Annotated in this window: 12 protein-coding genes; 4 read left to right on the top strand and 8 right to left on the bottom strand. The window is 63.2% G+C overall.

Annotation, left to right across the window (positions count from 1 at the left end; translation table 11 throughout):
• Positions 1 to 12 precede the first annotated feature (12 nt).
• From QD356_RS02935 to QD356_RS02910, 6 genes are all read right to left on the bottom strand, one after another.
• The gene (locus tag QD356_RS02935; RefSeq protein WP_192837922.1) at positions 13 to 864 is read right to left on the bottom strand and encodes an ABC transporter permease; all 852 of its coding nucleotides are present in this window, start codon (positions 862 to 864) and stop codon (positions 13 to 15) included.
• Between the two features lie 3 nt (positions 865 to 867).
• The gene (locus QD356_RS02930) at positions 868 to 2,169 is read right to left on the bottom strand and encodes an ABC transporter permease (protein ID WP_054556762.1); all 1,302 of its coding nucleotides are present in this window, start codon (positions 2,167 to 2,169) and stop codon (positions 868 to 870) included.
• A 174-nt stretch (positions 2,170 to 2,343) separates the two neighbouring features.
• Positions 2,344 to 3,480 (bottom strand): extracellular solute-binding protein, encoded by a 1,137-nt coding sequence (locus QD356_RS02925; RefSeq protein ID WP_225996386.1) that lies wholly within the window; start codon positions 3,478 to 3,480, stop codon positions 2,344 to 2,346.
• A 160-nt stretch (positions 3,481 to 3,640) separates the two neighbouring features.
• Positions 3,641 to 4,789 (bottom strand): ABC transporter ATP-binding protein, encoded by a 1,149-nt coding sequence (locus tag QD356_RS02920; RefSeq protein ID WP_131431673.1) that lies wholly within the window; start codon positions 4,787 to 4,789, stop codon positions 3,641 to 3,643.
• Positions 4,790 to 5,157: 368 nt separating this feature from the next.
• Positions 5,158 to 5,319 carry a YqaE/Pmp3 family membrane protein gene (locus QD356_RS02915; protein ID WP_192837921.1) on the bottom strand — a complete coding sequence of 54 codons (162 nt, stop codon included), beginning with the start codon at positions 5,317 to 5,319 and terminating at the stop codon, positions 5,158 to 5,160.
• Between the two features lie 132 nt (positions 5,320 to 5,451).
• Positions 5,452 to 5,730 (bottom strand): hypothetical protein, encoded by a 279-nt coding sequence (locus QD356_RS02910; RefSeq protein ID WP_192837920.1) that lies wholly within the window; start codon positions 5,728 to 5,730, stop codon positions 5,452 to 5,454.
• Positions 5,731 to 6,105: 375 nt separating this feature from the next.
• On the opposite strand from QD356_RS02910, the gene QD356_RS02905 reads away from it, so the two are divergent.
• The 4 genes from QD356_RS02905 to QD356_RS02890 all read left to right on the top strand — a co-directional run bounded on the left by QD356_RS02905 (position 6,106) and on the right by QD356_RS02890 (position 11,074).
• Positions 6,106 to 6,855, top strand: coding sequence for a glutathione peroxidase (locus tag QD356_RS02905; RefSeq protein ID WP_107335176.1), 750 nt, complete (start codon positions 6,106 to 6,108; stop codon positions 6,853 to 6,855).
• Between the two features lie 113 nt (positions 6,856 to 6,968).
• Positions 6,969 to 8,453, top strand: coding sequence for a dihydrolipoyl dehydrogenase (locus QD356_RS02900; RefSeq protein WP_192837919.1), 1,485 nt, complete (start codon positions 6,969 to 6,971; stop codon positions 8,451 to 8,453).
• A 158-nt stretch (positions 8,454 to 8,611) separates the two neighbouring features.
• A complete protein-coding gene (locus tag QD356_RS02895) occupies positions 8,612 to 9,031 on the top strand; it encodes a CBS domain-containing protein (RefSeq protein WP_192837918.1) in 420 nt (139 codons plus the stop codon).
• A gap of 615 nt (positions 9,032 to 9,646) precedes the next feature.
• Entirely contained in the window at positions 9,647 to 11,074 is a 1,428-nt protein-coding gene (locus tag QD356_RS02890) for a D-serine ammonia-lyase (RefSeq protein ID WP_192837917.1), read from the top strand.
• 4 nt (positions 11,075 to 11,078) lie between these two features.
• Here QD356_RS02890 and QD356_RS02885 read toward each other — a convergent pair whose 3' ends face one another.
• Both QD356_RS02885 and glcC read right to left on the bottom strand, forming a co-directional pair.
• Complete coding sequence (locus QD356_RS02885; RefSeq protein ID WP_192837916.1) at positions 11,079 to 11,663, bottom strand: VTT domain-containing protein; 585 nt, start codon at positions 11,661 to 11,663, stop codon at positions 11,079 to 11,081.
• Positions 11,664 to 11,774: 111 nt separating this feature from the next.
• Positions 11,775 to 12,590: a transcriptional regulator GlcC gene (gene glcC / locus QD356_RS02880; protein ID WP_192837915.1), complete on the bottom strand. Its 816-nt coding sequence runs from the start codon at positions 12,588 to 12,590 to the stop codon at positions 11,775 to 11,777.
• Positions 12,591 to 12,882: the final 292 nt, after the last annotated feature.

Here is a 12,882-nt window from a genome sequence, read left to right as displayed (position 1 = left end):
AGAGGACAGAGGTCAGCTCGGCGTCAGGCCGCGCAGTCGTTCATTACGCCGGCGAATCAGCTCCAGTGTCGTCAGCAGCAGAATCGAGACCAGCACCAGCAGCGTGGCCACCGCCAGAATCGTCGGGCTGATCTCCTCGCGGATACCGGACCACATCTGGATCGGGATGGTGGTCTGCGCCGGCCCGGCGATGAACAGCACCACCACCACCTCATCGAACGAGGTGATGAAGGCGAACAGCGCCCCGGAGACCACCCCCGGCGTCACCAGCGGCAGGATGATGCGGAAGAAGGTGCGACTCGGACTGGCCCCCAACGAGTGCGCCGCACGTGTCAGCGAGTGATCGAAGCCGGACAGCGTCGCCGTCACCGTGATCACCACGAAGGGAATGCCCAGCGCCGTGTGCGCCAGAATCACGCCCAGATAGGTCTGGGTCAGCCCCAGTTTCGAGAAGAAGAAGAACATCGCCGCGGCGCTGATGATCAGCGGCACGATCATCGGCGAGATCAGGATCGCCATGATGGTGTTGCGAAACGGCATGAAGCGACTGGAAAGCCCCAGTGCGGCAAGCGTGCCCAGTACCGTGGCCAGCACCGTCGCGCACACCGCCACGATGATGCTGTTCTTGATCGAGCGCATCCACTCATCCGAGGTGAAGAACTCCTGATACCAGCGCAACGAATAGCCATCGGGGTCCAGCGACAGCATCTTCTCCGAGAAGGTGAAGTAGGGTTCGGCATTGAACGAGAGCGGAATGATCACCAGGATCGGCCCGATCAGGAACAGGAAGATCAGCGCGCACAGCACGCAGAACACCCAATGCCAGATCCGCTCACCACGAGTTGCATAGGAAGGTATGGCCATCTGTCACCCCAGTTTGACCTTGTCCACACCGATCAGGCGGTTGTAGACGAGATAGAAGAGGATCACCACGACCAGCAGTATCGAGCCAATGGCCGCTGCCAGCCCCCAGTTGAGCGAGGTCTGCATGTGATAGGCGATGAAGTTGGTGATGAAGCGGCCCGACTGCCCGCCCACCAGTGCCGGCGTGATGTAGTAGCCGATGGAGAGGATGAAGACCAGAATCGAGCCCGCCCCGATGCCCGGCAAGGTCTGCGGGAAGTAGACGCGCCGGAAGGCGGTGATCGGCCCGGCGCCCAGCGAGCGCGCCGCGTGCATGTAGCTGGGCGGGATGGTCTTCATCACCGAGTACAGCGGCAGGATCATGAACGGCAGCAGGATGTGGGTCATCGCGATGATGGTGCCGGTCTTGTTGTAGATCATCTGGATACGCGCCTCCTCGGCGAGTATCCCGACGCCCACCAGCATGTCATTGAGCACCCCCTGCTGCTGCAGGATCGCGATCCAGGTGGTGGTTCGCACCAGCAGCGAGGTCCAGAACGGCAGCAGCACCAGAATCATCAGCAGATTGCCGCGACTGGCCGGCAGGGTCGCCAGCAGCCAGGCCACCGGATAGGCCAGCAACAGACACAGCCCGGTGATCGCCGCGCTCATCCAGAAGGTGCGGATGAACAGCGAGACGTGGATCTGCAGATACTCCGGTTTCTCGACGATCTCCCCTGTCGGTGAGAACTGGCGATCCACCGCCGCCAGATAGTAGGAAGCGGTGAGAGGCGACGATTCGCGCTTGATCAGACGCCAGATATCCGGGTCCTCCCAATCCTCATCGGCCTTGATCAGCGCGGCCTTGTAAGGGGCCTCCATGCGACCGGCACGGCGGGCGCTCTTCATGAACAGCGACCGCATTCCGGACTTTTCGTAGTTGAGACGCGAGGCGACGCGCCCGAGATTGCGCGCCTTGAGTCCCGCGGCCAGATCCTGCGCCAGGGCGGCGTAGGCGGCCTCTTCCGGCAACCCTTCGCCGTCCCAGTCGACCAGCACCTCGCTGGTGCGCGGCAGATAGGTGGAGACTTCCGGGTTGTCGACACTGCGTGACAGCATGTCGAAGATGGGCATGACGAATGCCAGCCCGATGAAGACCAGCAACGGCGCCACCAGCAGCAACGCCTTGATGCGGCTGCGACGGATGGCGCGATTGAGGCTCTGTTTCAGCGGTACGCCATCGGCGGTGGTCAGCGCCGCGCCGGGGGCACCATTGGGGTCATGTGCTGCGCTTCCGGACGTGGCCGGGGCGGAGGAATCGCTCATCCTGCACTCCTTGATCGGCTATCCGAGGATGCCTGGGCCGCCAGCCGGCTTCCGCGTGACAGTGACGGAAGCCAACCTGGCGGAATCAAGCATGGCCGAGGGGCCATCAGGCATGATCAAAAAGGCCCCGGCGCGCGGGTGTGCGCCACCGGGGCCAGCGGGTCAGTGCAGGGGTCAGCGTGCCAGCCAGGCGTTGAAGCGCTGGCTCAGCTCATCGAGGTTGTCGGCCCAGAATTCGTCATCCTTGGGGATGGCGGTCTCGAAGTTGGGGCCATAGGTGGGCATGTGCGGCTTCATGTCGATGCCGGTGTCCGCATGGGTCGAGACCAGAGCCGCGGAGGAGGTACGCGCCGGCCCGTAGGAGATGTACTTGGCCTGATCCGCCAGACGCTGGGTATCGGTGGCGAACATCAGGTAATCCTTGACCTTGTCGAGCTTGCCGGTCGGCACCACCCAGCCATCCAGCTCGAAGACCTGGGCATCCCAGACGATGGAGAATGGCTGCTTCTCGTTGACCTCGGCATCGAAGATGCGTCCGTTGTAGGCCGAGGCGAAGGCCACTTCCTTGTCCGCCAGCAGCTGCGGCGGCTGTGCGCCCTCTTCCCACCAGATCACGCTGTCCTTGATGGTATCGAGCTTGGCGAAGGCACGTTCGATGCCTTCCTCGGAATCCAGCATCTCGTAGACATCTTCCGGGGCCACGCCATCGGCCACCAGCGCCCACTCCATGTTGTTGATCGGCTTCTTCTGCAGCGCACGCTTGCCGGGGAATTCCTCGAGATTGAACACGTCATCGATGGAATCCGGCTGCTTGTCCTCGGGGAACATCTCGGTATTGAAGGCCACGATGTTGGAGTAGACGATCTGCGGCACGAAGCACTCGCTGAGCGAATTCTCGATGAAGTCCTCGCTGGCCGGCGTGCCATCCGGCGCTGCCGCGAACAGAGTGTCCGGGTCCAGCGGCTCGATCAGGCCTTCCGAACAGGCGATCAAGGCATCACTGGGCAGCATGTCGACCAGGTCCCAGGTGACGTTGCCGGCCTGGACCTGAGCGCGCAGACCGGACAGCGCATTGGATGACTTGTCGATATTGACGACGGTGTCGCCGCTCTTCTCTTCCCAGGGCTCGTGATAGGCCTTGTTCTGGCTGTCGGTATAGGCGCCGCCCCACGAGACGATATTGAGCGTCTCGGCCTGGGCCGCTCCGGCGCTCATGCCGGCCGCTGCCACGGCGACCGCCAGCAGGCTGCGCAGCGGCATGCCCGGGCGCGAGGTAGTGAATGACGCGGTGAACTGATTGACGACTGACATGGATGAATCTCCCTGATTTCTTGTTGTTGTGCTGCACTCTTGTCGCGAAATCTGCTCTTGCTCTGCTGAGGAAGCGTGCTCCACCTCCCGTGCTGCCTTGTCCTTTCTCTCCTGTCCTTTTCTCGCCTGTGCTTCCAGCCTGCTCTGACCCTTGCTGGCCTCAGGCATCCAGCGCCCGGCAGTCGCAGGCGTCCCATCCGACCTGCAAGGTCTGCCCGGGCCGCAAGGGCGGATAGCCCTCGGCATTGGGTGTCTTGATGATAAATTCGTCACTGCCACAGACCGCCACGCGCGTGCGCAGATGATCTCCAAGATAGATCACCTCGAGCACCTCGGCGGAGAAGACATTGTCGGGAGGGCTTTGCGTGCCCGCGGCGCCTGGCTCTTCCGCCGACAGCAGGCGCACCCGCTCCGGGCGCAGTGACAGCTGGGTGCGCTCGCCGACCTCATTGACGGCCACCTTGAGTGCCCGTACCTGCTCGCCACTGTCGAGGGTCACCGTGCAATGCTCACCCTGAGTGTCGAGCTGCGATACCTGGCCGTTGAGGCGATTGTTCTCGCCGATGAAATAGGCGACGAAGGCATTCTCCGGCGCTTCATACAGCGCCTCGGGGGTTGCCAGCTGCTGGACGATGCCGTCATTGAAGACCGCGATGCGGTCCGACATGGTCAGCGCTTCCGTCTGATCGTGGGTCACGTAGAGCATGGTGACGCCGAGGCGCTGGTGGATACGCTTGATCTCGAACTGCATCTCCTCGCGCAGATTCTTGTCCAGCGCCCCCAGCGGCTCATCCATCAGCACCAACTCCGGCTCGAAGACCAGCGCACGTGCCAGAGCGACCCGCTGCTGCTGCCCCCCGGAGAGCTGCCCCGGGCGGCGATCGCCGAATTCGCCGAGTCGCACCATGTCCAGCGCGTTGGCCACCTTGGTCGAGATCTCCTCCTTGCTCATGCCGCGCACTTCCAATGGGAAGGCCAGGTTCTCGGCCACGCTCATGTGCGGAAACAGCGCATAGTTCTGGAAGACCATGCCGATACCGCGCTTGTGCGGTGGCAAGTCGTTGATGGGGGTACCGTCGAGGAGGATGTCGCCGTGGGTCGGCGTTTCGAAGCCTGCCATCATCATCAGGCAGGTGGTCTTGCCGGAACCGGACGGCCCCAGCAGGGTGACGAACTCGCCGCGCTGGACTTCAAGATTGAAGCCCTTGACCACCAGCGTTTCGCCGTCATAACTCTTTTGCACATCATTGAAGATCGCGAAGCAGGAGCTGGTCTCCTGCGGCGCGTCGGGCTCAGCAGTCGTGACCATGCGTGGTATCCATACGTGTTGTTGTTATCGTGGAGCATGTGATCGAACAGGCTTCACCGGCCCTGATCGCTGCCCTCAGTCCCATTTGACCCTACGGGGGCAAGCGAGAGGCGACAAGCGCAGCGCTCGCTGAAAAGCGTTGAAATCAGGCTATGCGAAAGTCTACATGTTGAACTACCGTCGCCTGCCATTCGCCAAGGGCCCTCGGCAAGCCCCGCCGCTGAATCACCGACGCCACATGGCGCTTCCCCGGTGAGCGCCCACTGAAAAGCCCCCGCTGCACACAAGGCAGCGGGGGCTTTGGGTCTTTCAACTCTGGGTTACCCGAGTTGGGCAGCCATGTCAGAGCCTCTGGGGCTCAGCGGCGGTCAGAACTTGGTAATGACCCACACCGCGTGGATGATCCCCGGCAGGAAACCGAAGCAGGTCAGGATGATGTTGATCCAGAAATGCTTGTTGGCGACACCCACCTGCATGAGAACGCCCAGCGGCGGCAGGATGATGGCTAGAACGATGCGAATGATATCCATGAGTTGCTCCTTGCGATTGTGACAACCGTGACTCCACGGAGGTCATGAATGTTCGGTACTCGTGTTGATCAGTGTCCTTCTTGATCACTGTCCTTCTTGATCACTGTCCTTCTTGATCACTGTCCTTCTCGATCACTGCCCGTCTTGATCAGCGTCGACCTTGTCGACGTCATCGTCGTGCGCAGAGGCGGATCCGCCGGCGCGGGCCTGACGATCGATCTTCTGGGACAGCTTCTCGGAGTCCGCGGCCAGCTGCTCGTGGTAGCGCTCCCAGTCTTCCCAGTCATGCGGCGTCCCGGTGCGGGGCCGATGGCTGCCGGACTCACGTGCACGTGCCCAGGCATGTTCTTCCAGACTCTGAGGCTTGTCCTCCTCCTTGTCCTTGTCGCCGTCCAGGCCGTGCTTCGCCATGTACTCTCGTGCGTTCATCTATTGCCTCGCTTGCCAGACTCGACGCCTGACGATGCTGTGACGTACCCACTACCTATGGCTGACAGGGGCAAATATCAAGTCTGTATAACTATTTCCGGCAAAAAAGCCGCTTGCCGGCCAGCACGTTCCTGCCGAGAACAAGGCCATGCGCCAGCACACGACTGACTGTCAGCATCATCATCAAGAAAAGCTATCGCCTCGCTTGATGCAATCAAATTCACCCGCAAGAGGCTTGCCCCTAGACTGGCTCCAGTTTCGCAAGGCACTGATTTCTCATGCACTCGGCATTGTCATCGAGCCTCAGTCGCCTGCCATCCCCTTTAGATACGTCTCATCGAGACCGGAGCCAATTTCATGCAACTCGAATCACACGAAGGCCAGCAGGTCCCGAACGTCAGCTTCAAGATCCGTCGCGACGGCCGTCTGGTCGAGCGCACCAGCGAGGAGATCTTCTCGGGCCGCAACGTGGTGGTCTTCGCCCTGCCGGGCGCCTTCACCCCGACCTGTTCCTCCACTCACCTGCCGCGCTACAACGAGCTGGCCGATCGCTTCTATGCTGTCGGCGTCGACGAGATCGTCTGCCTGTCCGTCAATGACGCCTTCGTCATGGAATCCTGGGGCGAGCATCAGGAAGCCGAGAACCTGAGCCTGATCGCCGATGGCAACGGCGACTTCGCCGCCGGCATGGGCATGCTGGTCGACAAGAGCGACATCGGTTTCGGCAAGCGCAGCTGGCGCTATTCCATGCTGGTACGCAACGGCGTGGTCGAGAAGCAGTTCATCGAGCCGCAGAAGCCGGGCGACCCCTTTGAAGTCTCCGACGCCGATACCATGCTCGACTATCTGGACCCGGACGCCGGCCGTCCCAGCTTCGCTACCCTGTTCAGCAAGCCGGGCTGCCCGTACTGCGCACGTGCGAAGCAGATGCTCGACGAAGCACGCATCAGCTACGAAGTCATCGAAGTCGGCACCCGCGGCGTGACCTCACGCACCCTGCGCGCCATGACCGGCCAGGCCACCGTGCCGCAGGTCTGGATCGACGGCGAGCATGTCGGCGGCAGCGATGAAGTCGCTCGCTACTTCGGCAGCCTGACCAGCGCTTGAACGCATCACGCTGACAGGCCCCGATAACTTTCTCTTTTCATCACGCGCGGGCCACGCTCGCGCTTGAGACCCCATTGTCAGGTGCGCCACTGGCGCGCCTTGAGGAGTACGACGTGAACGAACGCCAGGTTGAAGTCGCCATCATCGGTGCAGGCAGTGCCGGTCTGGGTGCCTATCGCGCCGCCAAGGCACACACCGATTCCGTGGTCATGATCGAAGGCGGCCCCTACGGCACCACCTGTGCCCGTGTCGGCTGCATGCCGTCCAAGCTGCTGATCAGTGCGGCCGAAGCCGCGCATCACGCCCGTGATACCGCACCGTTCGGCATCAATATCGAAGGCGAGGTCAAGGTGGATGGCCGCGCCGTGATGGACCGCGTCAAGCGTGAGCGCGACCGCTTCGTCGGCTTCGTGGTCGAGTCCGTGGAAGGCATTCCCTCCCACGACAAGCTGCGCGGCAATGCGCGTTTCGAGACCGCCAACAGCCTGATCATCGGCGACAACGAGACTCGCGTCACCTTCGAGCGTGTCGTGATCGCCACCGGCTCACGCCCCAGCTACCCGGGCTTCTTCGAGAATGCCGGTGACCGCCTGATCATCAACGACAGCGTCTTCGACTGGGACGACCTGCCGGAATCCGTCGCCGTCTTCGGCCCGGGCGTCATCGGACTGGAGCTGGGCCAGGCGCTCACGCGTCTCGGCGTGCGCATCCGCATGTTCGGTGTCGGCGGTGCCATCGGCCCGCTGCGTGACGAGAAGCTGCGTGCCAATGCCGATCGCGTCTTCAACGAGGAGTTCTATCTCGACCCGGACGCCAAGGTCGAGAAGATCGAACGCGTCGAGGACGAGAATGGCGCCGGTGTCGAGATCACCTTCATCGAGCGTGGCAGCGAAGCACGTCTCACCGAGCGTTTCGACTACCTGCTCGCGGCCACCGGCCGTCGCCCGAACGTCGATCGCCTCAATATCGAGGCGCTGGGTCTGAAGCTGGACGAGCGCGGCGTGCCGATCTTCAATCGTCACACCCTGCAGACTCGTCTGAGCGACGACACGCCGAGCCATGTCTTCATCGCCGGCGACGCCAACAACGACCTGCCGCTGCTGCACGAAGCCTCCGATGAGGGTCGTATCGCCGGTGACAACGCCGGTCGCTTCCCCGACGTGCGTGCCGGTCAGCGCAAGAGCACCATCGCCGTCGTATTCAGCGATCCGCAGATGGCCACCATCGGCCTCTCGACCGCCGAGATCGAACAGCGCTACGGTGCCTGCGACTGCTACGCGGTGGGCGAAGTCGACTTCACCGGCCAGGGTCGCTCCCGCGTGATGCGCATGAACAAGGGCATGCTGCGCGTCTATGGCGAGCAAGGCACCGGCCTGCTGCTGGGCGCCGAGATCTTCGGTCCGCGTGCCGAGCACCTCGCCCACCTGCTGGCCTGGTCCCATCAGCAACGCATGACCATCGAGCAGATGCTGGAAATGCCCTTCTATCACCCGGTGATCGAGGAAGGCCTGCGCACTGCGCTGCGTGACCTCAACGCCAACCTGCAGCTGGGCCCGGCCATCGTCGAGCGCTGCATGGAATGCGGTCCGGGTGACTGACACCCCCTCAAGGCAACGGGACGCGCAGCTCACGCAGTGATGCCCTATGCTCTGAACAGATGTTGAATGTCGCCGGCAGTCACGAAAGTGGCTGCCGGCATTCATCGCACGACTCCCTCACCGGAGAGTCGAAGAGCAGTGACGCAGGAGACCTGCCCATGAAAGCCACCCAGTTCAAGGTGCCCTCGACCCTTCGCGACATCATGTCCCGCGACTGTTATCGCGTGAAGGCACGCACCAGCATTCTCGAACTCGCCCAGGGCCTGACCCACCACCGTCTGCCCGGCGTGCCGGTCGTGGATGACCTGGACCGCCTGATCGGCTTCATCTCCGAACAGGACATCCTCGGCAAGCTGCTCGACAGTGCCTATCACTGCGGCCAGCACGCCCAGGTCGGCGACCTGATGCGTCACGAAGTCCTCAGCGTCGGCCCGAATGACAGCATCACGGATCTGGCGCAGCACATGAATGGCCAGCGTCCCAAGGTCTATCCTGTGGTCGAGCAGGGCCGCCTGATCGGCATGGTCACCCGCCGCGATGTCCTGAGTGCGCTGCTGGTGATGCAGAACGGCTGTTGAGACAGTTCACCCATCAAGAAACTGCTTGGAGCCAGACCTAACGCACAGAGCCCCCAGCGGTCATCACCGCTGGGGGCTCTGTGCGTTAGGTCTGAGAAAACCAAGTGCATCGAGAGCGTCTTCAGCATGCTTGCACCAGCAGGCCAACGCCTCGAAGATTACCCAATGGCTAATCAATCTCTGCCGCCAGCCTGACGCCCATCAATTTACGCGCCGCAACCCGAGGCGGTGACAGTCGCTGGAAAGCGCTGTGCCGCGCCCTGCTAACAAGACCTCTGACCACAGTGAAAGTCGCTGAAAGCCTGGGGAAATTCGAACGTCCCAGGCGAAAACCTGCCAAAACCCGCGTATTTCAGGCATAAAAAAATCCGCCAGGAAAACCGTGGCGGACCAAAGAACAGTTAAAGCCAGACATAACATCGCGATAACATCATGTCCTTGCTTACTATGACTGCACCTTTTGCATTTCTATCCCGACGGTTGCCAAAAAATTCGGTCTTTTTTGTCACTGACCTTTACGGAATGTGAAAGCTGGGCTACGTGCGTTGCCAGTGGAAGACGCGCTAACCTGTGATCTGACCTGATCGCTGGATCGAGCCCCCACAAGGACACCGCATGTCTGCCACGCCCCATGACCTCCACGCCCTGACGCTGCGTCACCCGGAAATCGCCAGCCTGATGGCCGGCCGCGAAATCGGCTGGCTCAACCCTGAACACGTCGCGACCGCCAAGGCGCTCGCCTCACCGGCGCTGCAGGCGAGTGGCGTGGGAGTCCAGGACATCGAGGACGCCGACGCACGCCTGATGCGTTTCGCTCCCTGGATTGCCGAGGCCTTCCCCGAGACCGCCGCCGCGTCAGGGCGCATCGAATCGCCGCTGGTGGCAGCGCCTGGCTTACAGCAGGCGCTGAGCGGCATAGCCTCGACCGCTTATCCCCTCAGCGCAACCGAATCCCCGCTGCCCGGCCGCCTGATGATCAAGTGTGACAACGCCCTGCCCATCTCGGGTTCGATCAAGGCGCGCGGCGGCATCCATGAGGTGCTCAAGCATGCCGAGCGTCTCGCCGTTGACGCAGGGCTGCTGCATCAGGAAGACGACTACCGCGCCTTCCAGCGTGATGAGATACGTGACCTGCTGGCCGGCCAACAGGTCGTGGTGGGTTCCACCGGCAACCTGGGGCTCAGCATCGGTATCATGAGCGCGCGGCTCGGCTTTCGCGTCACCGTGCACATGTCGGCGGATGCCAAGCAATGGAAGAAGGACCTGCTGCGCGCGCGGGGCGCGGAGGTCGTGGAGCACTGCGGGGATTACGGCAAGGCCGTCGCCGCTGGGCGCGAGGAAGCGCAGCAGCCCAACGCCCACTTCATCGATGATGAAAGCTCGCGGGACCTGTTCGTGGGCTACGCCACGGCGGCCAGCCGCCTCGCGGAGCAGCTCTCAGCGCAGGGCATCCCGGTGGATGCCCGCCACCCGCTCTGCGTCTATCTGCCCTGTGGCGTCGGCGGCGGCCCGGGCGGCGTGGCCTACGGCCTCAAGCAGGTCTTCGGTGACGCCGTGCACTGCTTCTTCGCCGAGCCGGTCAACTCCCCCTGCATGCTGCTGGGCATGTTGACCGGAGAACATGACGGTATCGCGGTGGAGGATATCGGGCTGGACAATCGCACCTGCGCCGATGGCCTGGCGGTGGGTCGCGCCTCGGCCTTCGTCGGGCGTGTGATGGCCCCCTTGCTCAGCGGCATCCATACCGTGCGCGATGAGCATCTGCTCGAACTGCTCGCGCTGGCATATGACAGCGAAGGGCTCATGCTTGAGCCGTCCGCGCTGGCCGGCGTACCCGGTATCCACCACGTACTGCGCAATGACGCCCCCGAGTGGCACGCCTGGCGGGCGGCCAACGGGCTGGATGACGGCGAGGTGCAGGCCAATACCACCCATGTCGTCTGGGCCACCGGCGGCAGCATGGTACCCGAGGCGATCTGGCAGGCCGACTATCAGCGCGGCAAGGCGTTGCTGTCACAGGCCAGCGCAAGCCGGCAAGAGTGAGCGATCAGGCGATGAAGGCCTGCCACAACCACACGCCGGTCAGCGCCAGCCCGATCACTCCCAGCGGGCGCGAGTAGCGCTGCCAGAGCGCCAGCGCCTGATCCTCGACCAGTGCCACCAGGGCTGCCAGCCCGAAATAGCGCACCCCGCGCCCGATCAGCGCCGCCAGCAGGAACAACGCGACCGGATAGCCGCTGGCACCGGCGACCAGCATGGCGCTCTGGAAGGGAATCGGCACGATGCCGATCAGCATGATGGCAAGGAAGCCCTGCTCGCTGAAGCGCTGCTGGAAGGATTCAAAGGCCTGCTGCCCGCCGAAGAAGCCGATCAACCCATCGCCCCACATCGCCAGCGCGTAGGCCCCCAGATAGAAGCCCAGCAACGCCGCGGTCAGGTTGCCGGCGAGTGCCACCGCGGCCACGCGCCAGCGGCGCTCGGGGTGGCGCAGCATCCACGGGATCAGAACGACCTCGATGGGAATCGGGATCAGCAGGGTTTCCAGCATCGAGGCGATGAACAGCCACAGCATGGCGTGGCGGGAGTGATTGAGGCGGTCGAGCCAATCACTCGCGGAAGAGAGTTTCCACATGAAGGCAGCACGTTGTCCTGGGCGATGAGCTGCCCACTTTGCCTTGAGTCCGCCCCGCTTGCCAGCCTGCTTGTCCACCAGCGCGCACGCCTGAGCCAGAACCCTGACGCGCTACTCGAAGCCTTCCAGCCGCATGGCCGAGCGCACCAGCCGCTCGTCCTCCGCCTCCAGCTCTCGCAGGTTGTCGCGAATGCTGTGCAGATGCTCCAGCGCCGCCTTCTCCGCCGCCTCCGGCTGCTGGTCCATCACCGCGCGGTAGATGGCCGTGTGCTGGGCATTGATCTGGCTGCGGGGGATCGGGCGATGGTAGAGATTGCGCAGCGAGGCAAATACCGAGCTGAGCAGCAGATCATTGATGCCCTTGAGCGTATGCACCAGCACCGGATTGTGGGACGCCTCACAGATGGCGTGGTGAAAGGCGTGGTCGTGACGCGCCAGCTGCTGGGCATCCGGCAGCGCCTCATCGCCCGGCGCTGAGGACTCAAAATCAGGCGGATACTCGCGCACGCAGGCCGCCATCGCCTCGTAATGACGTCGGATCAGCACCCGGTCCGCCGGCGTGCCGCGCTGGGCGGCCAGTCGCGCCGACTGCCCTTCCAGCAGGGCCCGCACTTCCAGCAGGTCATACAGGGTGCGCGGCTGATCCCGAAACAGGTGCATCAGCGGGCTGATATCGCCGCTCGGCAACAGCGCCGCGACGCTCGAGCCCTTGCCGTGTCGCGTCTCGATGATGCCCTTGCCACGCAACAGCCTGAGCCCTTCACGCAGCGAGGCCCGCGAGATGCCCAGCCGCTCACATAGCCGGCGCTCCGAGGGGATCATCTGCCCGGGCTTGAGCACGCCGTCCAGAATCAATTGCTCCAGACGCGCCGCTGCCTGATCCGCGGCGCGCGGGTCAGCCCCTGACTCGCCGATGGTTCGCAGCATCCTGCCCCTCCCCTTTTGCTCGACCGTTGTGTGCTCGCCTTGATCAACCCGCTCGTGGCTCTTGATCGACCCGCCGGCAGCGCCTGGCGATTTCCGACTGGTCAGACCTGTCGATCAGCGGGCGCAAAGCCGCCTGATGGCAGCAGACGTGAGGCCAGTAAAGCGTGGTTTTCCTTGCACAAACACTAGACGAATGTCTGGTCAGACCACTGATGTGAAGCATGGACAAGGCCGGGGAGGCAGGCCAGATTGTGTGCAGATCAGGTGCGGCGGAGTCGACAGGCGACTCGCT

The organism is Cobetia sp. 2AS, assembly GCF_029846355.1.
GTDB classification, from domain to species: Bacteria; Pseudomonadota; Gammaproteobacteria; order Pseudomonadales; family Halomonadaceae; genus Cobetia; species Cobetia amphilecti.
Note: the sequence above shows the minus strand (reverse complement) of the source record. Positions and strands in the feature narration are given on the sequence as shown.

Bases quoted from the DNA above. Each gene is read 5' to 3' on its own strand.
- glcC (WP_192837915.1), bottom strand. From the start codon at position 12,590: ATGCTGCGAACCATCGGCGAGTCAGGGGCTGACCCGCGCGCCGCGGAT.
- QD356_RS02885 (WP_192837916.1), bottom strand. From the start codon at position 11,663: ATGTGGAAACTCTCTTCCGCGAGTGATTGGCTCGACCGCCTCAATCAC.
- QD356_RS02920 (WP_131431673.1), bottom strand. From the start codon at position 4,789: ATGGTCACGACTGCTGAGCCCGACGCGCCGCAGGAGACCAGCTCCTGC.
- QD356_RS02925 (WP_225996386.1), bottom strand. From the start codon at position 3,480: ATGTCAGTCGTCAATCAGTTCACCGCGTCATTCACTACCTCGCGCCCG.
- QD356_RS02915 (WP_192837921.1), bottom strand. From the start codon at position 5,319: ATGGATATCATTCGCATCGTTCTAGCCATCATCCTGCCGCCGCTGGGC.
- QD356_RS02930 (WP_054556762.1), bottom strand. From the start codon at position 2,169: ATGAGCGATTCCTCCGCCCCGGCCACGTCCGGAAGCGCAGCACATGAC.
- QD356_RS02935 (WP_192837922.1), bottom strand. From the start codon at position 864: ATGGCCATACCTTCCTATGCAACTCGTGGTGAGCGGATCTGGCATTGG.
- QD356_RS02895 (WP_192837918.1), top strand. From the start codon at position 8,612: ATGAAAGCCACCCAGTTCAAGGTGCCCTCGACCCTTCGCGACATCATG.
- QD356_RS02890 (WP_192837917.1), top strand. From the start codon at position 9,647: ATGTCTGCCACGCCCCATGACCTCCACGCCCTGACGCTGCGTCACCCG.
- QD356_RS02905 (WP_107335176.1), top strand. From the start codon at position 6,106: ATGCAACTCGAATCACACGAAGGCCAGCAGGTCCCGAACGTCAGCTTC.
- QD356_RS02910 (WP_192837920.1), bottom strand. From the start codon at position 5,730: ATGGCGAAGCACGGCCTGGACGGCGACAAGGACAAGGAGGAGGACAAG.